The organism is Clostridium sp. YIM B02500 (genome assembly GCF_022324665.1).
GTDB classification, from domain to species: Bacteria; Bacillota; Clostridia; order Clostridiales; family Clostridiaceae; genus Clostridium; species Clostridium beijerinckii.
Genome location: NZ_JAKGTE010000027.1, coordinates 1 through 26,932 on the forward strand (window position 1 = coordinate 1; position 26,932 = coordinate 26,932).

Here is a 26,932-nt window from a genome sequence, read left to right on the forward strand (position 1 = left end):
CATGGTTAAATCATTAGTTTATGCTAGAAATTACTATTCATAAGTTTAATTCTTGAATTGGATATCTATATAGGGTTCCATATTGATAACAATACATATTCACTGTTTAAATTTCCTGAATAACAGCCATATCGAAATTTCATAAGTTTGAATATCATTGTGGAGCCCTATAGATTAACAGAATTGAATTTAAATTTATATGTGAAATGATTATCTGTCATTGTTAAAATTTTGTGTGTCTTATACTAGAGATTTCATAATTCCTTTGTAATAAAATTGTTTGTAACGTAGTCTTACCAACGCAATGCTAGTAAGAATATGTAATTTTAGGTAAAATATGATATTTAAAGTGAAATTAACTATAAGTTAACTGGTATTTAAAATAAAAGGAGTAAATTTATATAAGAACAAAATATTTAGAAGGTGGTAAGATTATATGAAAATTAGTAAGAAAGTTAAATTCATGCTTCCAATTGCTGTAGCTACAGTCATGGCTACGTCTGCCAGTATACCTTTTATAAGGAACGTTAATGCTGAAATTGCTGGTACATCAGGTATTGAAAATTTCTCATTACCTAAGGTTACAGGACCTTATAATATTAATGCAAATGTTGGTTCTGATCCAAAAGAGCTTGATTTTGCTTGGTTCACACAATCTTCTGGAAAGACACAAATAAAAATTTCACGTACATCTAATATGAATGGTACAGAATTTCCAACTTCTGCAGATATTCAGGATGCGGAACAAACTGTTGTAAAAGCTACACAATCTATTAATCAGAATGAGACAGCCCTTACAGATATTAATGGAAAGGCTACCCCTGCTAATAATGGGGATAATGTTTATAATGGGAAGAAAACAGCAGGAGCTCCAACTGGTGAATATTCAAATAAAGTGAAAGTAAAAGGATTAGATCCAGATACACAATACTCTTATTCTGTAAGTGATGGACAAGGTAATTGGAGTCCAGTTTATACGATTACCACACTGCCTACAGATAAAGTAACGTTCGCTGCTTTTGGTGATCCACAAATTGGTGCATTTGATAATTCTAAAGGTACTGCCAAATCTAATGCTACAGGTGGTCATAAGAACTTAAATGATGATAAAACAGGCTGGAATAATATGCTGAAACTAGTGACTCAAAATAAGGACTTAAACTTCCTTTTCTCAATGGGAGATCAAATTAATGATTATAATTACTTAGTTCAACCTTCAAATTCATCTGATGGACAATGGTATCAATATAGGGATTTCTTTAATCCAGATTCTACAGTGAATTACATGCAAAATATGCCTTTAGCTGCTTTTTGTGGTAATCATGATCATCAAATGGGTGAATATTATGGCTATCACTACAATCAGCCTAATATAAGTAAGTTAGGTGCTACACAATATGGAAATGATGGTGACTACTGGTTTACTGCTGGTCCAGTATTATTTTTAGTATTGAATGCAAATAACTATGGTACTGCTGATCATGATCAATTTATAGCAGAGGCTATTAAAGCCAATCCAAATGTAAAGTGGAAGGTTGCTACATGGCACCAATCTGCATACAGCGAAGCTAATCACAATACTAAAAATGAACTTGATGATCCAGTTTTAACAATACGTAATACTTGGACAAAAATGATGGATAAATACAATATAGATGTTGTGCTACAAGGACATGATCACTACTATACTCGTACTGCACAAATGTTAAATGGAAGTGCTGTTGATCCTAATACTGGTGATCCTGAAACTTTGAAAAATAGTAGCAACGCTTCTGTACCAGGCACTACAAATCCAAATGCTACTTATGCAAAAAAAGAATATCCAGACAGTGTAACTAATCCTAAGGGAACAGTTTACTTTACTCTTGATTCAGGTACAGGAAGTAAATATTATGACTTCAACAAGGGTAATAATGATACAATTGGCGGAAGTGCTGACCATTCATTTAGTGTTGTTGGATGGCAGGGGTATGTTCCATCGTACTCATATGTAAGTTTCACTGATGATACATTTACAATCAATACTTATGCAGCAAATGATTATACAATTGGTAATCAATCATTAATTGATAGCTACACTATTACAAAGAAATAATAAATAAGCATAACTTAGTAAAAGACAAAAGTTCAGTTTATATTGACTGGACTGTTTGTCATATAAAATTAAACTGCTTTTTATAAGGCAGTATAGAAGTAGGAGAATAGCATGAATATTATGAATATAAAATTAGGTTGGATTTCATCTATTAAGATAGGGGGCAAAATTATTGGATCTATTGCCATTTTGTCTGTTTACATTATACTGGCTATACTTTTTAGCTCACATACGCCTATTTATAATCCATTTAGTTCAGGAGCTGGTGGAGAAGTACATTATGAAAAGGGTAAAGTTCTCTCAATTGATGAACAGGTAATAAATTCATCAGGTTTTTCTGGGCTTTACATTGGAAGACAAATTGTAGATGTACTTATAGAAAGTGGGCAATATAAAGGACAGACTTTTAAGGTTAATAATGCCCTTAATTATGATACTAATTTTATTCTTCATAATGGACAGGATATTGTGGTGTCTGTTAATACATCTACTGATGATAAATCGTACGTAAATGTTTATATGTTTGCACCATATCGTGTTGTTCCTTTGCTTGTACTTATAGGCCTTTTTATTGGAGCAATCTGCTTAGTAGGTGGATGGCGTGGTTTTCATTCTGTGCTAGGGATAATATTTACATTGACCACGGTATTATTTATTTTTGTTCCATTACTTTTCATGGGTGTGTCTGATGTCTTGGCAACTATGTTGCTTGTCATTGTAACTTCTTGCGTAACCCTCTTTCTAGTGGGTGGCTTTGATAGAAAAACTTTGTCCGCTGTATTAGGAACAGTTGCAGGTGTTGTTGTGTCAGTTGTAATTATGCTTATTTTTAGTAGGATTCTAGGTATATCTGGTTATACATCTTCAGATACAGATGCATTGCTTAACATTGCTGGACAAAGTAAGCTGCAGGTGAAAGATCTTTTATTTACAGGTATTATTATTGCTTCACTTGGAGCTGTAATGGATATTGCTATTTCTATTGCTACCTCAATCAATGAATTAAAGAAGCAAAATCAGGATGCGTCCTTTAGTGAATTATTCAGTTCAGGTATGAATATTGGACGAGATATGATGGGGACTATGAGTAATACTCTTATTCTAGCATTCCTAGGTGAATCCATTTTCTCTTTTATTTTAATGTACTCTTACCAAGTACAGTTTAGGCAATTGATTAACTCAAACGGTGTTGCAATTGATATTCTTAATGCTGTTTGCGGGAGCTTAGCAGTTATACTTACAGTTCCAATTGTATCGGCTATTGCAGCAAAACTGCTTCAAGGAAAGCAAAGTTCCGTTAAAGAACAAGAAACTAGTTCTAATGTACTTTAGATACCGGAACTTATGCATATAACTCGCCGAAATCATAAATATTTTGATTCCGAAAAGCTATGAAAATATCGCTGAAGGTTCTAAGCAGCAGGTTGTATCCACTTTAGCATGCTCCAACTTTCAGTTTGACAAGCTAAAATGGAACAACCTACAGCTAAGAACCTTTAACAGCTCATTTTCAAATGTTTTCTACACAAATATATTTATGATTTCTAGTGCAGATATGAACTCAAAGTTTTAGCGACTTTGTAAATATGTTCATCTAATAAGTTTAATTCTTAAATTGTTTATCTATAATAAAACAACAGGCAGCCTAAAACTATTTGTAATAGGCTGCATTTTTATTGATGATATTTTGTTGACAGGTAAACAAAATAGTGTTAAGATGATTTTGTTGAGAGGTAAACAAAAAAAGTATCTGCTACTATAGGAGAATTTAAAATGAAATCAGAAAGTACAAAACAAATTATAGATATAAAAGATATGCAAGGAGGAAAAAGTATGAATATAATCGGAATTAGTGCTAGTTCACGAAAAGAAGGTAATACTGCCTGGATAGTAAATAAAATACTCGAAGGTGCGAAAGAACAAGGTGTTGAAACTCAATACTTTGATTTCAATAATCTTGATATCAAACCATGTCAAGGATGTTGGGCCTGTCATAAAGGTGATCAGGGGTGTGTTATCAAAGATGATATGCAAAAACTTAATGATGCAATTGACCGTGCAAATGTGATTGTTTTTGGTTCGCCGATTTATATGATGCAGATGAGTGCTCAAGGAAAGATCATCATTGACAGGATGTTTGCACGATTTTCTCCACGATACTCTCCATATTTCAAGGAAGAAAATGCAGCTGAAAAAAGACTAGTTCTTACATTTAATCAGGGAAATCCAGATCCTGAGCTATTCAAGTCGTATATTGATTATACTAAGCACATGTTTGAGCTGCTTGAATTTGATGTTAAAGAGGTACCGGTTGTTACTGGTTTGAGAAATGGACTAGCAAATGAAAGAGAAGATCTTAACATTATGTTAAAAGATGTAGGAAAAACAATTGTTTCGGAAGGGATCTCAAAGTAATAAGGATACTAGGTATCTTTGCTCATTCCTCCATTTTGGAGGGATGGTCAAAAATACCCAATTTGTTACACGGTAATAATAGTTCTTAATGAAACAAAATAACAACTATTAGCAGTAGGATTCACTCAGTTTATATCAACATCACTCATAAATCTTTACAAAATAACAAATATTGATAGGAGGGTTTAAATGTCCAAATTTAAATCAAATAATGAACAAAACTCAGAACAAATTATAGATAAACATGCTTTAATATTCGGTCTTATATCTGTATTTCTTTGTGGAATAGGCTTTACGATCATAGCACCAGTCGTTCCATTCTTAGTTCAGCCTTATACAAGTAATGCAGGAGAACAAGCTATAGTTGTTACACTCCTTACATCTGTTTATGCAGTTTGCGTGTTTTTGGCAGCTCCAGGTCTTGGTGCTTTGAGCGACAGATATGGACGTCGTCCAGTACTCTTAGTATGTCTATTGGGTTCAGCAATCGGGTACGTAGTCTTTGGTATAGGAGGCGCCTTATGGATACTATTTGCCGGGCGTATAATAGATGGTATAACAGGTGGGACTATAAGTACTATTTTTGCATATTTTGCAGACATAATTCCTAGTAATCAGAGAACTAAATACTTTGGATGGGTGAGCGCTATTGTAGGTGTAGGTACTGTAATTGGTCCAACTTTAGGTGGATTACTTGCTAAGTTTGGTTATTCTGTACCAATGTATTTTGGGGCAATAATAACTTTACTAAATGTTATTTATGGAATCTTTTTTATGCCTGAGAGTCTTCACAATGAAGATAGATTAGAGAAGATCACTTTTGTGAGACTAAATCCATTTACACAGCTTGCAAGCATACTTTCTATGAAAAGTATAAAAATGTTACTTATATCAGGGTTCTTACTTTGGATACCAAACGGATCTTTGCAAGCAGTATTTTCACAATTTACAATAGATACTTTTAGCTGGAAGCCTACAGTAATCGGACTCATGTTTTCAATTATGGGCTTTCAAGATATCATTTCACAGAGCCTTATAATGCCAAAGCTTTTGCTAAAACTTAATGATAAACAAATAGCGATTCTCGGCATGGGGTCGGAGATTATAGGATATGCTTTTATTGCTCTATCCGCTTTGTTATCATTTTATCCTCTCTTTATCATTGGAATGTTTATATTCGGTTTTGGTGATTCAATATTTGGGCCTTCATTCAATGGGATGCTTTCTAAATCTGTGGATTCAAGTGAACAAGGAAGGATTCAAGGAGGCAGTCAATCTATTCAGGCTTTAGCAAGAATGATTGGACCTATCATTGGTGGACAAATCTATGTATCAATTGGTCATTCAGCACCTGCTTTTATGGGGATACTCCTTATAGCATTGGCAATACCAGTTTTATATAAGAGGACCCATGTAAATATATAAAACATATACGTTGCAAAAATAACTCTTCATCATAATTCTAAAAATATTACAAGAATTTTATCTGTGATTGTGAATTGTGAAATGTGGATTGTAAATTGTAACATATATACATACTTTATTTTCAGGCGAGTATCAATTTTTATTTTGGATTGTAAGGAATATAAAAATAATAAAAAGTCCATGTCGCCTAAGATTTTGGTATAAGGCGAGGAGATGAATTGCCCGCATATTATATAGAGTCTGACAGCTTACATTAAATATGTAGGCTGTTTTTTTATTCTTTAGGAATTTATATTCCAATAAAATTTGTGGACGAGGTACTCCTTGAAGGTATAACTTAAAAAAGGTTGATTGACTAGTTTTTGTATTTTAAAAAGAATAAAAAAGAAATCTTATTCGCCTGCGATTTTGTTCTTTGCTTAAAAGTATAAAACTTCTGAATTTTGAAAGACAATGATATAAGTGGTTAAGTAGAAGAGGTTTGTAAAAATCAATATGATTAAAGAATTAATGAGGGCTAGAGAATATCTAACCCTTATTAATTTTGCATATTTATCATATATACTGATAAATTAATTAGGAAGATTAAGGGAAAAAGAGAAAATATAAGCATGACTGATATAATTGATAAAAATATCATTATTGACGATAGAAACGGATTTTGATTTTATCGGAAAAACTGATAAAATATAAGTATAGTAAGACAGACAAGCAGCTAAGAACGTCGATTGAATGGGGGAGAATATATGAAATTAACACCAATAAGATTAAGAAGATTAAACTCTGGTCTTGATAGTGAGGAGGTTATAGAAGCATTAAAAATAAGTAAAAGTACATTTTATAAGTTAGAGCAAGGGTGGACAAGACCATCGCCAGCACTGATAAAAAGACTTGCAGATATTTATAAATGCTCAACAGATGACATATTTAGAGATTTAAAGATAACAGGGTAGACAATAAAAGATTCATCAAAATTTATGAGTGCATTAGAAGAGGTGAAAAACAAAAGTTATCGAGATAGATATTTTATGTCAGGGGGAATTCAAATTGTTAATTAAGTGTAACTGGAGAACCTGTAAAAATTATAAAGATGGAGTATGCAAAGCAGATTCTATTGAATTAAAGAGCTTTGATTACGAAGAAGATAACGAAGAGTTAGAAGGTTTAAAATGTGCCACATATGAATATGATTCCTTTTGGATGTGCGATAAGGGAAGAGAAGTAGATGCAAGATGATATATAAAGAATACGAAAGCTATAAGATGGTATAGGAGTTGATAAGATGAGCGAGGGCTGGTTTAAGATTCACAGAGTTTTATTTGAAAAGGCTATTTGGTTAAATTCAACTTTAGAGCAGAAGGTTATATTGATTACGATTCTAAGTATGGCAAATCATGAAAAAAGAGAGTGGGAATGGAAAGGAACAAAGTTTAAAGCAGAAGCAGGTCAATTTGTAACTTCCCTGGAGGGAATAGTTAAGAAAAGTGGTGATGGTATATCACTTCAAAATGTAAGAACTGCCCTTAAGAAATTTGAAAGATATGATTTTTTAACACAAGAGGTAACAAAGACTGGAAGACTTATAAAGATAGTAAACTGGGAACTTTACCAAGGGAAGCAAGAGAAAAATGTCAGTCATTCTAGCAGTGAATTAACAAGCATATCACAAACAGCTGACAAAGAGCTAACAACTAACAAGAATAATAAAAACTATAATAATCATAAGAATAATGTATTTATAGAAGAATTTACTAAAAATAAGCCGCTAATTGAAAGTATATTAGAATTTATAAACATGAGACAAAGAATTAAAAAACCAATAATGGAAAGGGAATTAAAAATATTATTGAATAAATTAAAAGATTTATCTCAAGACGAAGAAACACAAATTAAGATTTTAGAAAACAGCATAGAGCATTGTTGGCAGGGATTATATCCATTGAAGGAGGAAAAGTATATTTATGGACGCACTTCAAAGAATATTAAATCAGGTGAGAGAAAATTCAATATTAAAATCCCAGAACGGAAACCAAAAGCAGGTGCAGGCTGCACAAGAGACAGGCCATTTTAAATGTGAAAAATGCAAAGATACAGGTTATATTATAAAAGCTCAATTTCATGCACAGCCACTGATGACACCATGTTCGTGCTTAGAGATTGAAAATGTCAAAAGGCTATGGAAAAATAGTGGGATAAACCCAGAAAATTTAGAAAAGACCTTTAGCAATTTTGAAGAATGGTCAAGAACTTCTAAAAAAATGAAATTTATTGCAACAGATTATTATATGAGTTTTGACGAGATAAGATCAAATAGGAAAAATTCAATTCTACTTTGCGGTAATCCAGGAAGTGGAAAGACTCATATTGCCTTAGCTCTTGCAAATAACTTTTTGAAAAATAATATAAAAGTTGTTTACATGCCTTATAGAGATGTAATTACAAGCCTTAAACAAAATATACTAGACAAAGAATATTATAAAAAGACCTTAAGCAAATATCAAAGCTGCGAAATTCTATTAATTGATGATTTATATAAAGGAAAAGTTAATGAAACAGACATAAATATAATGTTTGAACTGATAAATTATAGGTATTTTAATCACTTGCCAGTTATTGTTTCAAGTGAGTTCACAGTTGAAAGACTGCTAAATTTTGATGAAGCAATAGGAAGTAGAATATATGAAATGACCAAGGATTTTATAGTTGAAATTCAAGGCACGGAAAATAATTATAGACTGAGGTGAGAATATGTCCAATATACATTGGTGCATATGCTTAAAAAGCAGCAATATGCCAGGGAAAATAATTTTTAAAAAACATGCTGAATTTGGAGATAAGGCAAATAAACTCTTAGAGAAGAAAAGTGCTGAGTTGATGGGGGGAGAGGTTTTGAAAGGTGAATATAGCTATGCAGATGGAAACAAAGATTTAGAGTGCGAAAATGATTTTGCTCTAATAAAAGAAATTAATTCATTAGATTATGAAAATAATGAAATAAGTAAAAATGATGAAAATATCAAGAATAAAGTTTTAATTAATAAAGTTGAGGAGAGAAATAATATGGATTCAAAAGGAATTATACAAAGATTAAATACATGCATTATAGCATTAAACAGGAGCAATACACAGTTAAAAACTTTGGGGCTTAAAAAGGCTCAGGCAGAGAAAGAATATAAAGTAAAACAAGCTGAGGAAATATTAAAACTTAGGGAAGATAAATATCCAGCTACCTTAATAATGGAATTAGTCAAAGGAAATAAAGAGGTTGCAGAATTAAGACTTCAAAGAGATGTAGCAGAAAATGCTTATTTTACATGCTTAGATGGAATAGATAATTTAAGAATAGAAATAGAATTGATAAAGAATAAATTAAAGTGGATTAGAGCTGAACTTAATAGTCTATAAAAGGGAGTTAATTGGTGATTTTATTTCTTAATGTTTAGCTTAGATGCAAGCTTCATGCCAGTAGAAGATGATAAATAGTTTTATTTATAGATAATCCAACTAACACCTGAATTTATGCATGTAACTCGCCGAAATGAATAACATACTTTTGTTCCAGTTTCTGGGTAATTATGATGGGGGATTCTAAGGCTATAAAGTTGCACCCAAAGTGCTAGCCTCAAAGAACAAGCTTTGAACTAGCACATTTGGAACAACTTATAGCCAAAGAATCACATCCATCAAAATTACCAATGAAACATTCCACAAAAGTATATTAATCATTTCTAGTTGGGATATATTTCATAGCATAAATCTAACTTATAATTGTGTTATCTATAAATCATAGTGTGAATATAAAACTTGATTAAATTGAGATCTATTTTGTGGAGAGGTATAAGGAAACTTTGAAAGATTAGTAAGTAAGAAGGCTAATGAGTAAGGAGGAGTGATATATGAATATCACTCTGCAAACAAGGAATTGGGAATGATTACAATTAAATCATAACATATAAATGCATCATTGTAATGGTTTTTAATAACCAAAATTGTGGCATCATTCCCCATTTCTTTTGATCTAAATTCATCTAGCTATACTAGTTGAAATAATATAATGTTCAAAATCAAATTTACATAAATCTCAACCGAAATTGAATACATATTTGTTCTATAAGGCTATGAAAATTTCACTGAAATGTTCTAAATGGAAGGTTACACTTATTACTGCATGTTCCTACTTTCAATGTGACAAGCAGTAAATGGAACAACTTCTCATTAAGAATCTAAGCAGCTTATTTTAAAATGCCTACTTCATAGTATGAACTTTGAGGTTACAAACATGTACCAAATTTTTCTGTTTATGATATATCAAATTTTAAATATGGAGACCTATTATATACAAAATGAATTTTACTTATTTTTAGAAATTTAGAAACTAGGGGTGGTTAATATGAACAGTACAATAGATAAAGTAAGAAGATATAGAGAGATTTTAGCGGACATACAAGATATAGATATAAGAGTTCAGGAGATTGAGGAAGAAATCATAGGAATAAGTGGAATAGAGATGGGAGAAAGAACAGGTAAAACTTATAAGATTACCTCAAGTGTGGAACAGCAAGCAGAAAAGTTAATGGAAAGAAAAGAAGCTTTATATAGGGAGCAAGCAAATAAGAAAAGAGAATTAAAAAGGATAGAAAATGCACTTACTATATTGACTGAAGAAGAAAGCGACATTATAAAAATTGTTCATATAGAACATAGAAAGTATTATGTTGTTCAGGAGAAATTAAAGCTGTCTTATCAAAGGATCAAGCAGCTAGAAAAGCAGGCAGCAACTAAGATGGAAAAGTATATATCATAATGATTTTTTGAAAGGTATTTCCTCGGAAATACTTGTTGTAAAATTGAAAACTCCAAAGGAAACGTGGTCGGATTTGAGACTATAACATATTTTAAATATTTTTTATTTTCTTTGAAAATATATAATTATCTATAAATACTGATAAGATTAAGCTTACACTTATTAACATATCAATTGTGCTAGTAATAATATCGTTGAAAAAAAGTTTGATTATAATTAAAAATAAACACCATAGGAAAATAAAGAAATCACTTTTTCCTAACAGTTTTAATTTTTTATAATAATTTTCACTAGATGATTGAAAATTAAAGCCACGTATTTTAATAATTTTTTTATTAAATCCTTCAAAAATATTAAAATATAGGCTAATCGATGATAGCAATAAAAAAACTGCAAGTACACACATGAAAATGATAAACATAAAAAAGCTCCTTTCATAATATCTATTTTGAAATATATTTATACTAAAAAAGAATTGTAGTTTAAGTGATTATATTTTTTTAGTTATATAATTTAAAAATATATTATGTTGCAAAAATAATTATTCGTGATAATTCTAAAAATATTGCAAGAATTCTAGCCGTAATTGTGAAATGTGCATTGTGAATCGCAACATATATAATAATATTATAATCAACAGTCATATTCATGTATATAAAATACCCAAAATAGAGTCTACAGCATTTTATTGTAGACTCTTTGATTTTTCGAAGATCTTATTTCCTAAACTAACTATTAATGATAAGCTTATTACTTCTTTTCAATTATTGCAGTATATTTTAGTTCTTTTTTCTCATCATTAAATTCAAAATTTAATTTTAAGTTAGGGGGAGAAGCATAGCCAGACAAATATATTTCATATTTATTAGCTTCAATTTCACTCATTGTTGAACTTTTTTTAATTATTTGTTTATAGTATTTATAAGATTCTTCTGGCAATGACCAAGAAGCTGAAATTCTACTTGTTGTTTCAAATAAACCGTTATATTTTCTGTAGAAATAGTCGATATTTTCAGCATCATCTGGCACTTTTTCAGGGAAAAAATTCTTATAAATGGCTTCATATTTACGCATATCATTACCAACATGTAAGTAATTCTTAGGTGAATTTGTATATGACTCTAATGGTGGAGTTACAAAAACTAACATAAATCCACTAACCAAACTTATCATGATAGAAATTAACAACACTAAAACATTTAAAATAATTTTCCATCCATATGATTTAATATAATTCATCTTACTTAAAATAATTTTTCCTAAGATACTGCAAAATAAAGGAAGCATAAACATAATAAATAAGACACTATATGTTTTAATTCCTAAACTTCCAAAATAGAAACTGGGATATTCTAAATCATAACCTATTTTAATAGAAAGATATCCAGCAATTATTCCTAATATATTAAGACCAATAATCACAGCATATATAACTTTAAATATTTTTTTTATGGTCTCAAATCGTATATTCTTTTTAGCATTCAGTAATAAATCTTTCTCTTGGAGATTAACATAAGTGTCACTATCATCATAACTTTTGACCTCAATATTTTCTGTAGCATCTTTAAAAAGTTTGCTACACTGTGCACAATCATGTAAATGCTCTTCTACAAGAAGTTTGCTTTCAGGACTGCATGTATTATCGATGTATGCAGGTAACAAGTCCATAATTACTTCACATTTCATATTTTCATCTCCTTCAGGCTTTTTTGTAACATTAGTTTTGCACGATGAAATGTAACTCTAGCCCAAGTTTCATTTTTTCCATATTTTTTCCCTATCTCTTTATAACTTAATTCTAAATATGTTCTACTAAAGAATACGGTTTTGTAAGGGTCACACATTTGCATAACTATTTTTAAAATATAACTTAATTCATCTTTTTTAACAAAATCATCTTCTAAAAGATTTTTAGTATTAAATTCCATTTCTTGTATGTTTTCAATATCAACTATTTTAGATGTCTTTTTTAAATAATCAAAATATAAGTTTTTTCCTATTTGACACAGCCAAACAATCAATTTACTTTTTCCTTTAAAACTTTCAATTTTATTAAATGCCTTTACAAAAGTCTCTTGCGTTAAATCTTCTGCTAAATCATAGTCTTTAGTCAATTTTAGCAAGAACTTAAATACATTCTTAACATATAATTCATATATTATTTCAAAATCAGTTTTTTCCATCTTCCTCCCCTTTTACAATATAAATCTTAAAATGATTATTCAAAGATTTAGGTGGATTTTTAGTATTTATATATATGACTATTAAAAAAAGATTTCGTTACAAAAAGCTGAAAATTATTGTTACTTTAAATATATCATTAGAATTATATCAGTAAAACAATTCATAGATAAACAGCATTAAATAAATAAATTATTCACTTGGAGCAAAATAAAATTAATAGAAAAATTTTAGAAATCCTAAATAATATCTATAAAAAATTAATATTGAAATCATCTATAATAGTAGATGAACTAAAAACACTTACGGAAATGATATTGTCCCTTCATACTGTCAAGTTTATTATTTTAATTGACTATTATAAAGGGAGCATATCAAAAAGTAGGTGTTTTTATTATATAAAAATAACTAATAAAAGAGGTGTAGTAGAAAGGATGGTATATATGAAAGGTATAGACGTAAGTAATCATAATGGAAGCATAAAATTTGGACAGGTTAAAGATTCAGGAATAGAAGCTGTTTACATTAAAGCTACAGAAGGTACGACATTTAAAGATCGATGTTTAGAGGTTAATTATTCCAATGCGCATTGCGAAGGATTAAAAACAGGATTTTATCATTTCTTGGTTGGAACTAGTGAGCCAGAAACTCAGGCTAATAGTTTTTATAATGCTATAAAGGATAAAGCAAATGATCTAATTCCAATGCTAGACGTAGAAAGTAATTTTGATGGGCTAATGGACTATATATTAAGATTTATTGCTAAATTTAAAGAGATATCAAATATGCAAATTGGTATCTATACTTATACTAGCTTTACAGATAACTTGGATGACAGAATTGCTGGTTATCCACTATGGGAGGCGAATTATAATAATAATCCATGGAAATTAAATTCTAATTTCTTTGCTAATAGAGTGGGGCACCAATATTCGGAAACAGGATGTGTAAATGGTATAGATACTGATTGCGATATGAATGAGTTTAATGATGGAATAATTAATAAAACTAATGGATATGTAAGAACTAATTATCTTCCAATTGGATATAGAGGGGATGGAAGTTTTGCCGGAGTTGACATGGAATATGTGCAAGAATATTTTGAAGATATTCGTATTTATGCTAATTCAAATGAAAATGGAATCTGGGTTGAAACTCAAAATTTGCCTATGAGCAAATGTTTAGAATTAAAAGATACGTTAGGAAGTTGGTTTTGTGATATAAAATAGTTTAAAGGGCATGAGAGTAATCTTGTGCCCTCTATTTTTTTGTACTTTTCTGATATGTCCTTAGTAAAAGAATCGTAGAGAGCTATGATATGAGCAGTTTATGTGGTGATTTGAAATATATGTTATAATAATTATTATATGGAATAGAAATTTGGTTCAGATAGTAATTAATATTACTAATTATAGATTTTTATACTGGAGGGAAGTAGTTGAATGAGAGTAAAATATGGAAAGTGATTTTTTATTCAATGGGTATTATAAGTGTAATTGTTTTGGGGTTATATATATATGCTATGTCTACATTTTCTGAATCATTTTCATAGATATAAAAATGAAATTAATAGGGGTGGGAGTATAATATGAAAAGAGTTTTGCTTTTAATCTTTACTACCATAATTATGTTTCAATTTTTGATTGCATGCTCGACAAATAAAAATGTAGCATTTAAAGAATTTTATTCTAATGTAATTGGGTTTAGTAAAACTGATGAAGAACAAGCTATTCAGCAAGATACGATTCTAATGTTGACTAATGAAGAGTTTCAAAGGTTTAAAGATAAATATTTTACACCAAGAGAAATTCCAATGAAATCACCTGATAAGGAAATGGCAATTTTATACTTACAAATACCTTCCGTAAATAGTTCAGTACAAGGATATAGAGTTGAAAGTATAAATGTAGGCAATGATACTTTAACAGTAAACTTAAAACAATCATCAGTTGCACAAGTTGATGGAATAGAAGGTTTTGATGGTACATGGAAATGGGTTATATTAGTTCAAGTAGATAAAACTAATTTAAAAGATAATATGAAGATTGTTTTAAATAAATAAATTTAATCTAATACTTTTAAGATTAGAATAAGCCACAAAATAGGAGGTATTATGGAGATAGAGTTTAAAATTTCAAAGGATGAATTAATAGCTTTTAATATGAAGTATATTGTTAACACAAAAACTTACAAACAGCAAATTCGTGCATATGCTGTACTTGCTTTTTTTATACTGCTTGGATTGATGATTTTACTTAGAAGTACTTTATACACTGTAACTATTATTATTATGTACATTATATTCTTCTTTTCTAGAAAAAAAATATTTAACAGATCACTAAGAAGAAGATTTCTAAGAATATATGGAACAAATAAATTAACAGATACATTTGAGACAACGCATTTAAAATTTATAGAAAAAGGAATAAAAACTAATACTAGATTTTCAGAGAAAATTCATAATTGGAACTCCATAAAAGGTTTGTATTTATTAGAACAATATATTTTTATACCTACAATGAATGGTGAAAGTTTAGTAATACCTATATTGTCGTTTTCTTCAATGGACGATAAGAAGTTGTTTTTAGATACTATTCTTAAGAATACAAATTTAGAATTAAAATATAGTTATCCTGATTCTGTTTAGTTTTAAATTCTATAAAACCTCCTCAATTTTGAGGAGGTTTTTGATATTTTATAAAGTAAAGTTATGCAATTGCAATGACTGCCGAAATTGCTTCAATTGATTCTGAAAAAGAAGATATAATTGCAGCACCTAAAGCTGTTTCAGGAAGTGCAAGTAATATAGCAGCAACAACTGCAATGCATATTATGACACCTATAGCGGGATTTTCTTTAACAAAATCAACTACGCTGCTTGTAGCAAGTTTAAGATCTTCAAGCAATTTATCTTTATCTACTCTAAATTCAATTGATAAAGTTTCTGAAAGAGAAAATGTATCATGTTCAGGCACGTTAAATGAATTTTCAAGCTCAATCTTTAAACTAGTACCATTAGTTGATGTTTTAATTGATAGTTCCATATCTTTTGCTTTTGCAAGAATTGTTGACAATTCAATGTTATCTTTATTTAAAGATGCTTTAAGATTATCAAGAGGCGTTTGTATATCGGCACCATCAAATTCACCACCTTTAAATTTTATAACTTTTGAGTCATCTCCTAAGGCAGCTTTTACTGCTGCTCCTATAGCGATTTTAACAAATGCATTATTAAATATTTCTATTTCTGCATCAGGGGTTGAGAATTCAACGCCAAATAGTTTTGCAAAACTGTTATCATTAAGTGCTCCTAAGATATCGACTGGAACTACGCTATTAACACCTGGATCCTTTCCAGAAGAAATATTATTATCAATTTCAATATCTGCATTGCCATGTAAAGTAACGGTTGAAATTTGGTCAAATGCCCAATCTTTTGGAAGTGGATATCCAAGATTTCCACTAAAGCCAGTAGACATATCACATACGAAACTACTGCAAGAATAACCGGCATTTTGCACTCTGCTGCATACATTTCTAGGTGCATATATACCTATTTTATAGATGGAATTTGCGTTAGTGAATTTTTCGCTTATTGCTTTAAAATAAGGTAATACATTAGATGTTACATCAGAATCTAGTGCATCAAAATCAACAGCAAAATATATTATTGTATCTTTAGTAAAACCTAATTGGGCTGCAGCAAATATAGCTGAGTCTGCATCGAAGACACCTTGGTCATACGAAAAATAACTTAATTTGTATCCTCCAACTTCAAAGATTGGAATAACTCTTAATCCATTATCAAATATAATTTTTAATTCAGATGAGGTCATTCTAAATTTTCCAGTAAGATATCTGCCAACTACTTCATATTTATTAGCTTTAAGAGTAGCTGCAATTGCGTCTGTAATAGTAGTTGAACAATCGCAGGCAGTACCTTTTCTAGTGTTATCTCCAGTACTTACAAGCAGTGATGCAAAGGTTTGGCTTCCAGCAATTCCATCAGCATTTAAGCCGCAAAAACTTTGGAACTTTGTAACTGCATTTTTAACTCCATTTCCATAACCACCATCAAATCCATTAGGATCAAATTCTTTACCGTTACAATATAAAGCAAACTGTAGTAAATATATAAATTTAGTTTTAGTACTTCCCAATGATAAAACAGGACATTTACTTTTAGTTGAAGGTCCAAATACTCCATTTGGTGTAGAAATGCCTTCCTCAATCTGCAGAGCATAAATTAAGGCTTTATTAGTAGAACGGTCATAAATTCCATTGCATGGTACTAAGCCTATATCTATACTAAAAGAAGTATTTGAAATATAATTTTTGTTTAAGTATTGTTGAATAGTACGTATTTTTTGATCACATTTGTCCTTATATTCACCATAAGTAAGCATTTGAAAAGCATCCATAGATAATAAAGCTTTCATTAAAATACTATCAACAACGCCATTTGCATTAGATAATCCAGCATCAGTTTGAAGTTGTTTTATAGCAGCTTCTGTATTTGTACCAAATGTACCAGTAAATCCGCCGGGATTATATCCTTTGCAGAATAATGCTCCTTGGAGAATAAATATTTTATGCTGATAAGATATAATAGCGGATTCAGACCAGTCATTTTGTGGCTGAGAGTCAATTGATAAATTTTCAAATGCACTTCTTGTTGCGGGGCCAAAGCTTCCGTTAGGGGTAGATATACCAAGTTCAATCTGCAGAGCAGTTGTTAGTGCTGTTATTGTTGTCCAGCCAGTAGCCCCATCCTCAGGAATTATTTTGTAATTAGAATTATCCTTGTAAATTCCATTTAACCATTGTTGGGTTTTTAATACCATTTGATCCAAGTGAATCACTCCTTTATTTTTGTTTTCATAATATATAAGAGAATAATTTAATAATATGTAAACCTAAAATTAAAGAAATATTTTTATTATGCTAGCAGTACCAAAAATAAAATCTACATGGATATTAGAAATATAGATATAAAATAATCTCAATGGCGTGAAAATAATTTTATGCTCTCCATTTTTTTGTAAAGAATCAAAGATATGCTATAATAAAGTAAACGTTAAAATATAATTGCAATACAGGTTATTATTAAATTTTATGAGAATATTGGAAACTTAAAGGAGATTGATAATTTATGGTAGAAAACATTACGGAATATTCATTAAATGATGGACTTAAAGTGCCAAGCATTGGGTTTGGGACATACAGCCTAAATGGTATAGAAGGAGCTAATAGCATCAAAGAGGCAATTGATTTAGGATATAGATTAATTGATTCAGCATTTAATTATGAAAATGAAGGCGCAGTTGGGGAAGCAGTAAGGAAATGCTCTGTTTCAAGAGAAAGGCTTATAATTACTTCTAAATTACCTGGTCGTCATCACTCATATAAAGAAGCTATTAATACAGTTGAAGAGTCATTATTTAGGGCTGGATTAGATTATTATGATTTATATCTTATTCATTGGCCTAATCCAAGAATTAATTTATATGTTGAAGCTTGGCAGGCAATGATTGAATTAAAGAAAAGAGGCTTAATTAGATCAATAGGTGTTTGCAATTTCATGCCAGAACATTTACAGACTTTAATAAAAGAAACTGGTGTAGCTCCTAGTATTAATCAAATTGAGCTTCATCCTTATTTTAATCAAGAAGAGCAACGTGCTTGTAATAAAGAACATGGTATACTTACAGAATCTTGGAGCCCTCTTGGAAGAGGTAATAGTATGTTAAAAGACGAGAAAATTGCTGGAATTGCTGAAGCACATAAAAAATCCATTTCACAAGTAATTTTACGTTGGCATATACAATTAGGGGCAATTCCACTTCCAAAAGCATCATCAAAAGAGCATCAATTAGATAATCTTAATATTTTTGATTTTGAATTATCAGAAGATGAAATGAAAATCATTTCTGGACTTTCTCGTGAAGATGGTCGTACAACTAATCAAGATCCTAGAGTTTACGAGGAATTCTAATAAAATAAGCAGTAGAAATGGGTAACCTGACTACTGCTTATTTTTATGTATATATATCACTTCTCGTGATAAAACTTAGTAAAGCAGTAGAGAGGGAGGTCCTAACTACTGCTTTTGTCTTTTAGGAAACGCAATGTTCTATATCATACATTAGTATGAGATTAAGAATTAATAATGAAAATATATCCACTCCATTAGTATATTATCCGGCAATAAAAATGTGATAAAAATTAGTAAGATAATTGATATTTTCATTATTTCTTTTATAGCAAATCATAAATTAATACATAGTATGGAATTGTAGAGAGATTCTTATGTACCATAACTTAATGATAGTGTAACTATGCTATGAAGAAATAGATATAAAAATAAATTTACACTGTTAAATATAAATGTTTAATTTTATTATTCATTACGGAGGAGAAAAAGATGAGTAACAAAGAGTGTTGTGATTGTGATGATCTTGGAATAATGTATACTATTAATTGCGAAGGAACTCTTAGCGACGATGCCGAGTGCTGTCCAAGAATGGATTACCCTGGAAAAGATGCATTGGAAGATGCGTATAATCAAGGACGTAATAAAGGGTATTGTGATGGTGTGGAAGCTGGACGTGAAGATGGATACTGTAAAGGATACGAGCAGGGAGCAAGGGAAGCATGCGAAAACACAAAGCAAAAAGCTTTAGATTGTGTAAGAAATATTAATTGTCGTTAATTGTTAAAAGAATATTTATTGTTTAGTAAATTTACTGAATAACAAAAATAAGAGATAGCAGAAGATCATGTGAATGATAATAAGGCTATCTCTTTATTTATTGAAAATAGGAAACGTATTTTAATTATTAGCATAATTTTAAAATAATATACATAGATAATAAAAATATTATTAATCTTTTTCGCTTTTGTATTGAATTAATTTTTTATTTATAAGCTTTGCTTCCCTTTCGCCATTTATGCTCATCATAGTATAAACTAAAAATTTTACTATAACTAATGCAAAGATATATGCTAGAAGTAAATTAATATTCATAACCTTACCTGGGCTAAAAAACAACAGCCATAATAAAATCATTAATTCTGAGAGCGTTAAGAAAACATTAAAAGTAATTAGTCGAACTTTTTTATTAATATCGTTTTTGTTTATAAAAGCCAATTTAAAAAATACATACGCCAATGAGAATAACATAATTTGAAAAAGTTGTGAAGTTTCAATTGTTTCCTTTGAATAAATCGCTGAAATCGTTGTAATAAGGATCATTAGGAATCCGCTAGATATAAAGAAATCTTTTAAAGAATTTTTTAAATAACCAATAAATTTCATAGTATAACCTCCTTATTTATAATCCTAATTTTTTCTTAAATACAGGAACATATTGTCTTGAAATGAATATCTTTTCTCCATTTTGTAGTAATGCTTCAAATTTGCCATAGAAAATTGGGCTAACAGATTCTATTTTAGAAATATTAATAATTGTTGACTTTGATGCTCTAAAAAAATCACTGTTCTCATATTCAGACTCAATTTCGTAGAGCTTAAGTCTTGATTGGAAAATTTTTTGCTTACAGTAGATGAAGACTTTATTATCTACAGATTCAAAATAAAATACATCTTTAGGATTGATAATATGCATTTGTAAATCTGTAAATCCAATAAGCTTTTTTGAAGATGATTTGAGAGAATAAATTAATTGTAGTAATGATTCGTCAGGCTCGTTACATTTTATTATTATTTCTGGTTCCGATCCAGCAGGGATATTTTCAATAATAATTTTCATTTCCACGTCCCTCCTTGCTTTATATTTATAGTATATGTCAGCAAATTTCACTATTCAATAGATTTGAAGTGAGATGCAAAGCTAGCTTTGTAAGTTGTATTTTTAGAGTGATAGGTTGAAAAATATGCTAATCAAAAGAAAAATCAATTTGATGGATTAATCATTATAGAATATATTTCACAAAAAATAATATATGTTATAATTTACTTAAGATGGGAAGCAATACTATATCATGAAATTTGAGAGATAATAAGATTTAGAGTCATTTGGATTTTAATAATGAAATTAGTACAATCTTAGAATTGTTAAGATTTATTATTCAAATATAATAAAGATTGTTTCAATAAATGGAGGGGATTTTATTATGAATACTGAAAACTATACTTATGTGGCAAGCTGTGCTTTTACAAGAGAAGAACCAGAACTTAGCGCAAAAATTCAAGACTATTTAAAACAGAGATTTGATATGCCTATTATAAGGTGCTGTGTTCGAAACTATAAGGTAGAGGAATTTACGGCTGATATGCCGGAATGGATGCAGCCACGTTGGAGAGCTACTCCACATTATAAGGAGTTTTCTGAGGATAGTACAATGGTATATGTTTGTCATAATTGTGCTGCTATTTTTCAAGAAACTATGAAGGAAGTGAAGAGGATTTCGCTTTGGGAACTTATTTTGAATGATGAAGAATTTAAGTTCCCAGATTATTCACATGAAAAAATGACATTACAAGATTGTTGGCGTTCTTATGATAACCGTTCAGAGCAAGATGCTGTTCGTGGGTTATTGAAGAAAATGAATGTAGATATTGTGGAGCAAGATGAGAACTATGAAAGAACACAGTTCTGCGGAGTATCTTTGCATGCACCAGCGCCAAAACGAAATTTGAAGTTGGCACCGAAACGATTTGTTGAAAATGCAGATGGAAAATTTATTCCTACAACAAGTGAAGAGCAAGAGAGGTTGATGCGTGAACATTGCCAAAATATTACTACTGATAAAGTGGTCGCTTACTGTCATTATTGTGTCAAGGGACTTAAGATTGGTGGGAAGCAAGCAAAGCATTTAGCTAGCTTGTTATTTGATAATTAAGAATATTAAAAAAATCCTAAAGTATGGTTGGAGGGTATTATGAATTTAGAAGAACAGAGACAATTAATTTTATCTGGTAAAATGTATAATGATTTAACGACAGAATTGATTGAGGCAAGAGAAAAAACTGTATTTCTTACAAATGAATATAATAATAGTTTTGGTAAGCCTCAGCATGAAAGAGAAGAAATATTAAAAAGGTTACTGAAAGGTATTGGGAGAGGAGTTCACTTTGAACCAACATTTCGATGTGAATTTGGTTTTAATATTACAATTGGAGATAATTTTTATGCCAATTTCGATTGCGTGATGTTAGATGGTGGAGGGATAAACATAGGGGATAATGTTTTATTCGGTCCAAGAGTTGGAATTTATACATCTAATCATGCAACTTATGCAAAAGAACGAGTGGCAGGAGGATGTTATGCAAAACCTGTAAAGATAGGAAATAATGTATGGATCGGAGCAGGTGTTAATATAAATCAAGGGGTAACAATTGGAGATAATACAATTATAGGATCTGGTAGCGTTGTTACAAAAAGCATTCCAGCCAATGTAATTGCTGCGGGTGTACCATGTAAAGTAATTAGAGAAATTACAGAAGAGGACAAGACAGGATTTGAAATATGAAAAAGCAATTAGATATTTATGGCATGCAAAAATATTTGCATGATCTGATTTAGATCATTACAGTGAAAATTTCATAAGTCAGATGGAGCAAATAGGACTATGAAAATTTTGGCGGAGATTAGCATAAGTTCGGTTCTCATTGCTGGCCCTGTAAACAATGTCACACTCATATTAATGATTTTGGTATATTGGCACCATAATAATTTTAGACAATCTTATTATTTTAGGGAGGATGACTTATTGTGTCTAACAAAAATTCTTTGAACAATAGTATTATAAACATAGTCGTTTCAGTTTTATGGATTATATTTGTGTGTATGATAATTAGTTCAGTTATAATATGGGAAAAAACAAGTGAGTTGATATATATTCTATCAGGTGTTATTGGGGCTTTAGGAATTTTGTTTAATATATATCTTTTATCGAAAGAAAAATCGAGAAAAAATGAGTAAGGATTATAAATAAGAAATAGTATAATTCACCATGGCTCATGTGACATGAAGAATCAATTTTGAAGCAAAATATTTTAATTGATATTAAGTTTTTAGGAAGAGAATATTCTAATATTCTTTACCATATTTATTCTGAAGAATATTACCAGAGAAGAATATATATTCTTCAGAATATGCTTGAAAAATGCGGGTTTGGAGCTAGTGTGGTTTTATATTCACTTTAAATTATTAGGCAATAAATTAAGAATAACAGCTACAATATAAAATATAGATGTAGATAGAGTAATTATAGTTATTGATAGAAAATCGTCTACGAATCAAATCAGCATTATATAATAATTATTACTAAATTGCATATACTCTGTTTAGTGAAGGTAGATTAGGTAGAAATACTTAGTCTACCTTTCATTTTTTTTGTAAAATCAATAGCAAATTATGTGAATTAGCATAATATAAAATTAGGAAAGTATCATTGTAATGATTTATAATAAATAACGGAGGAGAAAAGAAAATGGGAAACAATTATTATAATTACGATAAAAATAAATGTGATTATAACGATAAAAAGGATTATGATGAAAAAAGTTACAGGATAAAAAAGCATAATCATGAATTTGAATCAAGCACAGATTATGAAGAAGATGATGAAGGTGAATTGCACAATCATCGTATCGCTGGTGTGACTGGTCCTCCAATTAAATATGGAAAGACTCATATCCATAAAGTAGCTGAGTTTACAGATACTTTTGGTGATCATTTTCACGAGATTTGTGACACTACTGGTCCAGCTATTTATCTTCCAGGTGGAAAACACATTCATTTAGTAAAAGGTAGGACAACAGTTGCAGATGAACATCAACATGATTATTTTTTCACTACTCTAATTGAAGATCCTACTAATGTACCAGAAGATAAAAAATGTTAGAATCAAACAATAATATTTAAAATTAAGATATTCAAATAAAATTATAGTTACAATGGATTATATAATTGAAAAACATTAAATTACTAATACAGTTATAATTAAATAAAATAAATGAAGCAGTAGTTAAGAGGTTTCTAACTACTGCTTTTATACTAAGAAATAAAAGTGAAAGGTGATAATATTTTCTGTTTATCTATCAAAAAAATTAATATGGCATGGAGAGAATGCCAGTATATTAATTAATATACTGTAGAGTAAGAGAAATGTTACAAACATAAAAAAGACAATAAATTAATACAGAAAGTTTAATCTATTGTCTCTAGTCACGACTGGAAAAAAGTAAGAGTTTATTATTACATAGTATTGCTAATCGATTAGAAAACTAATGATTTAATCTAGCTTTTTAGCTATGAGAATATACGATAGAGGTATACCGAGATTGTTTAAGTTAGCAAAGGATGTGGACATATCGTATTGAAATTCACGAAGTTTTGAAATAACAATTTTGTTAGAACTTAATGAATTCACAATATCCGAAAAAGTATGGGAATAACTATAAAAAGTTTTTGATTTGTATGACTGTTCGCTCATGTAGCACATACCACTATTTTCTATCCATGGGTCCTCCTTAAAATAGGAATTAACTAGCTTGTTTGGTACTTCTTTATCATAATTATTTTCTCCTGAAGCAGCAAGCATGTTTGTAACTGGGTGGGTTTCGTTAATTACTAATATTCCTCCAGATTTTAAGCAGAGGGACACTTTATCAAATAGTAAATTCAAGTCTTTAAACCATATTAAAGCACCAATAGTTATGAAAATAAAATCGAAACTATTATTGAATTTCTCATCAATATCAAGAATGTTTGTTGCTATAAACAAGCAATTAGTTTTTGCTTTTTTTGCAGTTTCGTTGGCAAATGAAACCATGTTTTCAGCGATATCAAAACCAACACCTTGTTTAGCACCAAACTTCATTATTGATAACAACTCTCTACCATTATTACAGCAGAATTGGCTTACTGTCTTATTAGTAAAATCAAATTCAAGTAATTCCTCAATCAATTCTTTCTTAAGGAATGGATAGGTTTCGTTTTGTAAACTTTCGTATACATCCTCAGACCAACCTTTTGCTCGGCGTTCAAATGCTTCTTCCCAGGCCTCTTTATTAGATTTTATATAGTCCATAATAATCTCCTTATAAAAAATATTATCAGTTAAACTTAATTCACATGGTCACATTCAAGAGAAAAGTCCACAAGTTAGTACTTAAAAATATCTAGTATATTTGTTCACTTATGACACTAATTTTTAATAACACTTTAACCATAGCCTGATTATATAACGTTATTATTTTATGGTCAATAAATACTCAGAACACTAAAATACAAAGATCAAAGTGTTATTGATGTAATTAAATACTTCTAAGAAATTATTTCTAAAGTATTACTTTTTGGAATATTATTTCTTGTGATATAATACTTGGAAGATTACCTTTTGATTTTCACTTAGCTCACTTAGGATATATGCAAAAAATAGAGAATTTTCTAATATTCTTTACCATATTTATTCCGAAGAATATGTATTCTTTAGAATATTACCAGAGAAGAATATATATTCTTCAGAATATGCTTGAAAAATGCGGGTTTGAAGCTAGTGGCGGTAATGGAGTTGTATGTTCGAAGAATTATATCAAAAGATGATAAGTGGTGGAATGTTATTGGTGTTAACATAGTTTTATCTTCTTGCTAAAAAATAAATTATATGTGTTGTAATTGAGCTTCTATATTTTTATTTGAATTAAGAGTTTGACCTGATAGGAATAATAACATTACCTATTAGGATTTTAAATGTAAGTTTATTATTGCAACACATACATTTAAAATTAATATTGAATTATTAGAGGTAGAGTATGGAGAGTATTATACATATATGCTTTTCGCAATCAGCGGGAGGCAGTTTGAAACATGCTGTTAAAAAGAAAAAATTATTTGAAGGGAAAAAAGTTATAGTGTTTCCTGATGATATTTCCATTGGAATAATCCAAAATGGCATAAACTTAAGTGAGAGATTAAAGTGGGTAGATAGTATTAATAAAGAGGATGAAAGAATTCGTTTGGAAGAAATTGATTATCTTAAAAGAGCTTACAAGCAATTTTATAAAGAAATTTCAAACATTAAGGATATAGATGTAATTTATCTATGGTATGGGGAATGCTGTAGTGATATATGTGGAATGATGTATGCTTTAGAATTATTGAAGAATAAAATAGAGAGTATTTATTTTATAAATGTTTCGGAGAAGATTTATGAGGGTAACAGTATCATATATACATATAGAGCGGTAGCAGAAATTATTACTGAGAAGCTAAAAGAATTTATAAAAATAAGAAGAAAAATTGAATATAAAGAATATCATGATTTAATTAATCAGTGGGAATCATTAAAAGATAATAATTCAATACTTCGTATTTTTAAGGATGGCAAGGTACAAGCTGTAAGTGAAGATTATTTTGATATAAATATATTGAAGTATACAGAAAATGAATTTAGAAAATGTGCAAGAATTGTTGGAAGTGTAATGGGATATAGTGAAGAGAAAATTTCTGATGACTATATATTTTGGAGGATAGGAGAACTCACTAAGTCTGGAATGTTAGAATACAAAGGGAAATTTGGGATAATGAGAGAAATGGAAGTTAAAATAACACAAAAGGGAATTGAATATATGAGCACTGATTCAGAAGCAATATCATTTTGGAGAAGTAAAGAGACTGAAAAACAATTTGAAAGAGATAAAATAAATGAAGCTAAAAATCAAGGGAGAATGGAAGAAAGAATAAGAATAGCTAAAAAGCTTATGGACATTTTAGATGCAGAAGTCATAGCAGAAAAAACAGGTTTAACAGTAATGCAGATTAAAAATTTAATAAATTGAAATAAAACTCAAAGAATATATTAATTATCAGGTAAAGAAACAATGTATATTATAATTTATTTATAGAGGTTATATGGTTCCTCAATGAGAGGCGAACTTATGTGGATATAAGCCGAAATTGAATACAACTGGATGATTAGAACCTTCAGCGAAATTTTCATAGTCCTGTGAAATAACAATGTTTTTACTTTCGGTAGGTTAT

Annotated in this window: 26 protein-coding genes; 20 read left to right on the plus strand and 6 right to left on the minus strand. The window is 29.8% G+C overall.

The annotated features are described in order from the left end of the window. Nucleotides 1–436: 436 nt before the first annotated feature. From L1S46_RS19165 to L1S46_RS19210, 10 genes are all read left to right on the plus strand, one after another. A complete protein-coding gene (locus L1S46_RS19165; RefSeq protein WP_238900750.1) occupies nucleotides 437–2,095 on the plus strand; it encodes a metallophosphoesterase family protein in 1,659 nt (552 codons plus the stop codon). A gap of 120 nt (nucleotides 2,096–2,215) precedes the next feature. Beyond that, nucleotides 2,216–3,427, plus strand: coding sequence for a YibE/F family protein (locus L1S46_RS19170; RefSeq protein WP_343217279.1), 1,212 nt, complete (start codon nucleotides 2,216–2,218; stop codon nucleotides 3,425–3,427). Nucleotides 3,428–3,928: 501 nt separating this feature from the next. Next, nucleotides 3,929–4,510 (plus strand): flavodoxin family protein, encoded by a 582-nt coding sequence (locus tag L1S46_RS19175; protein WP_238900785.1) that lies wholly within the window; start codon nucleotides 3,929–3,931, stop codon nucleotides 4,508–4,510. A gap of 189 nt (nucleotides 4,511–4,699) precedes the next feature. Continuing rightward, nucleotides 4,700–5,935, plus strand: coding sequence for an MFS transporter (locus L1S46_RS19180; protein ID WP_238900752.1), 1,236 nt, complete (start codon nucleotides 4,700–4,702; stop codon nucleotides 5,933–5,935). 746 nt (nucleotides 5,936–6,681) lie between these two features. Next, on the plus strand, nucleotides 6,682–6,888 hold the full coding sequence (locus tag L1S46_RS19185; protein ID WP_012059900.1) for a helix-turn-helix transcriptional regulator: 207 nt from the start codon (nucleotides 6,682–6,684) through the stop codon (nucleotides 6,886–6,888). Nucleotides 6,889–6,982: 94 nt separating this feature from the next. Continuing rightward, nucleotides 6,983–7,171: a DUF1540 domain-containing protein gene (locus L1S46_RS19190; protein ID WP_077831704.1), complete on the plus strand. Its 189-nt coding sequence runs from the start codon at nucleotides 6,983–6,985 to the stop codon at nucleotides 7,169–7,171. 46 nt (nucleotides 7,172–7,217) lie between these two features. After that, nucleotides 7,218–8,006, plus strand: coding sequence for a hypothetical protein (locus tag L1S46_RS19195; protein WP_238900753.1), 789 nt, complete (start codon nucleotides 7,218–7,220; stop codon nucleotides 8,004–8,006). Further along, nucleotides 7,975–8,679 (plus strand): ATP-binding protein, encoded by a 705-nt coding sequence (locus L1S46_RS19200; protein WP_238900786.1) that lies wholly within the window; start codon nucleotides 7,975–7,977, stop codon nucleotides 8,677–8,679. Before L1S46_RS19195 ends, L1S46_RS19200 begins: the two co-directional genes overlap by 32 nt. A gap of 4 nt (nucleotides 8,680–8,683) precedes the next feature. Beyond that, entirely contained in the window at nucleotides 8,684–9,340 is a 657-nt protein-coding gene (locus tag L1S46_RS19205; protein WP_238900754.1) for a hypothetical protein, read from the plus strand. Nucleotides 9,341–10,325: 985 nt separating this feature from the next. After that, a complete protein-coding gene (locus L1S46_RS19210; RefSeq protein ID WP_238859917.1) occupies nucleotides 10,326–10,739 on the plus strand; it encodes a hypothetical protein in 414 nt (137 codons plus the stop codon). 750 nt (nucleotides 10,740–11,489) lie between these two features. On the opposite strand, the gene L1S46_RS19215 is transcribed toward L1S46_RS19210, so the two are convergent. Together L1S46_RS19215 and L1S46_RS19220 are read right to left on the minus strand one after the other, a co-directional pair. Further along, nucleotides 11,490–12,425, minus strand: a complete 936-nt coding sequence (locus L1S46_RS19215; protein WP_238900755.1) for a zf-HC2 domain-containing protein — start codon at nucleotides 12,423–12,425, stop codon at nucleotides 11,490–11,492. Next, entirely contained in the window at nucleotides 12,422–12,922 is a 501-nt protein-coding gene (locus L1S46_RS19220) for a sigma-70 family RNA polymerase sigma factor (protein ID WP_238900756.1), read from the minus strand. Before L1S46_RS19220 ends, L1S46_RS19215 begins: the two co-directional genes overlap by 4 nt. A gap of 441 nt (nucleotides 12,923–13,363) precedes the next feature. Between L1S46_RS19220 and L1S46_RS19225 the strand changes: the two genes are divergently transcribed. From L1S46_RS19225 to L1S46_RS19235, 3 genes are all read left to right on the plus strand, one after another. Next, nucleotides 13,364–14,149: a GH25 family lysozyme gene (locus L1S46_RS19225; protein WP_238900757.1), complete on the plus strand. Its 786-nt coding sequence runs from the start codon at nucleotides 13,364–13,366 to the stop codon at nucleotides 14,147–14,149. A 359-nt stretch (nucleotides 14,150–14,508) separates the two neighbouring features. Beyond that, a complete protein-coding gene (locus tag L1S46_RS19230) occupies nucleotides 14,509–14,982 on the plus strand; it encodes a hypothetical protein (RefSeq protein WP_023975171.1) in 474 nt (157 codons plus the stop codon). A 51-nt stretch (nucleotides 14,983–15,033) separates the two neighbouring features. After that, a complete protein-coding gene (locus L1S46_RS19235; RefSeq protein WP_238900758.1) occupies nucleotides 15,034–15,567 on the plus strand; it encodes a YcxB family protein in 534 nt (177 codons plus the stop codon). 61 nt (nucleotides 15,568–15,628) lie between these two features. Here L1S46_RS19235 and L1S46_RS19240 read toward each other — a convergent pair whose 3' ends face one another. Beyond that, a complete protein-coding gene (locus L1S46_RS19240; protein WP_238900787.1) occupies nucleotides 15,629–17,764 on the minus strand; it encodes a glycoside hydrolase domain-containing protein in 2,136 nt (711 codons plus the stop codon). A 308-nt stretch (nucleotides 17,765–18,072) separates the two neighbouring features. On the opposite strand from L1S46_RS19240, the gene L1S46_RS19245 reads away from it, so the two are divergent. Next, on the plus strand, nucleotides 18,073–18,915 hold the full coding sequence (locus L1S46_RS19245) for an aldo/keto reductase (RefSeq protein WP_023974600.1): 843 nt from the start codon (nucleotides 18,073–18,075) through the stop codon (nucleotides 18,913–18,915). Nucleotides 18,916–19,344: 429 nt separating this feature from the next. Continuing rightward, on the plus strand, nucleotides 19,345–19,632 hold the full coding sequence (locus L1S46_RS19250) for a hypothetical protein (RefSeq protein WP_012059888.1): 288 nt from the start codon (nucleotides 19,345–19,347) through the stop codon (nucleotides 19,630–19,632). Nucleotides 19,633–19,803: 171 nt separating this feature from the next. Here L1S46_RS19250 and L1S46_RS19255 read toward each other — a convergent pair whose 3' ends face one another. Further along, nucleotides 19,804–20,238: a DUF3021 family protein gene (locus L1S46_RS19255; RefSeq protein WP_023974599.1), complete on the minus strand. Its 435-nt coding sequence runs from the start codon at nucleotides 20,236–20,238 to the stop codon at nucleotides 19,804–19,806. A gap of 16 nt (nucleotides 20,239–20,254) precedes the next feature. Then, complete coding sequence (locus L1S46_RS19260) at nucleotides 20,255–20,692, minus strand: LytTR family DNA-binding domain-containing protein (RefSeq protein ID WP_041898677.1); 438 nt, start codon at nucleotides 20,690–20,692, stop codon at nucleotides 20,255–20,257. A 388-nt stretch (nucleotides 20,693–21,080) separates the two neighbouring features. Here L1S46_RS19260 and L1S46_RS19265 point away from each other — a divergent pair, with 388 nt between their 5' ends. The 4 genes from L1S46_RS19265 (at nucleotide 21,081) to L1S46_RS19280 (ending at nucleotide 23,792) form a co-directional block, all read left to right on the plus strand. After that, nucleotides 21,081–21,785: a hypothetical protein gene (locus L1S46_RS19265; protein WP_238900759.1), complete on the plus strand. Its 705-nt coding sequence runs from the start codon at nucleotides 21,081–21,083 to the stop codon at nucleotides 21,783–21,785. A gap of 39 nt (nucleotides 21,786–21,824) precedes the next feature. After that, the gene (locus L1S46_RS19270; protein ID WP_065419069.1) at nucleotides 21,825–22,415 is read left to right on the plus strand and encodes a sugar O-acetyltransferase; all 591 of its coding nucleotides are present in this window, start codon (nucleotides 21,825–21,827) and stop codon (nucleotides 22,413–22,415) included. 242 nt (nucleotides 22,416–22,657) lie between these two features. Then, nucleotides 22,658–22,867 (plus strand): hypothetical protein, encoded by a 210-nt coding sequence (locus L1S46_RS19275; RefSeq protein WP_238900760.1) that lies wholly within the window; start codon nucleotides 22,658–22,660, stop codon nucleotides 22,865–22,867. Nucleotides 22,868–23,378: 511 nt separating this feature from the next. After that, nucleotides 23,379–23,792, plus strand: a complete 414-nt coding sequence (locus L1S46_RS19280) for a YmaF family protein (RefSeq protein ID WP_238900761.1) — start codon at nucleotides 23,379–23,381, stop codon at nucleotides 23,790–23,792. 390 nt (nucleotides 23,793–24,182) lie between these two features. Here the strand turns inward: L1S46_RS19280 and L1S46_RS19285 are convergent, their stop codons facing one another. Further along, the gene (locus L1S46_RS19285) at nucleotides 24,183–24,980 is read right to left on the minus strand and encodes a methyltransferase domain-containing protein (RefSeq protein WP_238859937.1); all 798 of its coding nucleotides are present in this window, start codon (nucleotides 24,978–24,980) and stop codon (nucleotides 24,183–24,185) included. A 724-nt stretch (nucleotides 24,981–25,704) separates the two neighbouring features. Between L1S46_RS19285 and L1S46_RS19290 the strand changes: the two genes are divergently transcribed. Beyond that, the gene (locus L1S46_RS19290) at nucleotides 25,705–26,730 is read left to right on the plus strand and encodes a DUF1835 domain-containing protein (RefSeq protein WP_238900762.1); all 1,026 of its coding nucleotides are present in this window, start codon (nucleotides 25,705–25,707) and stop codon (nucleotides 26,728–26,730) included. Nucleotides 26,731–26,932: the final 202 nt, after the last annotated feature.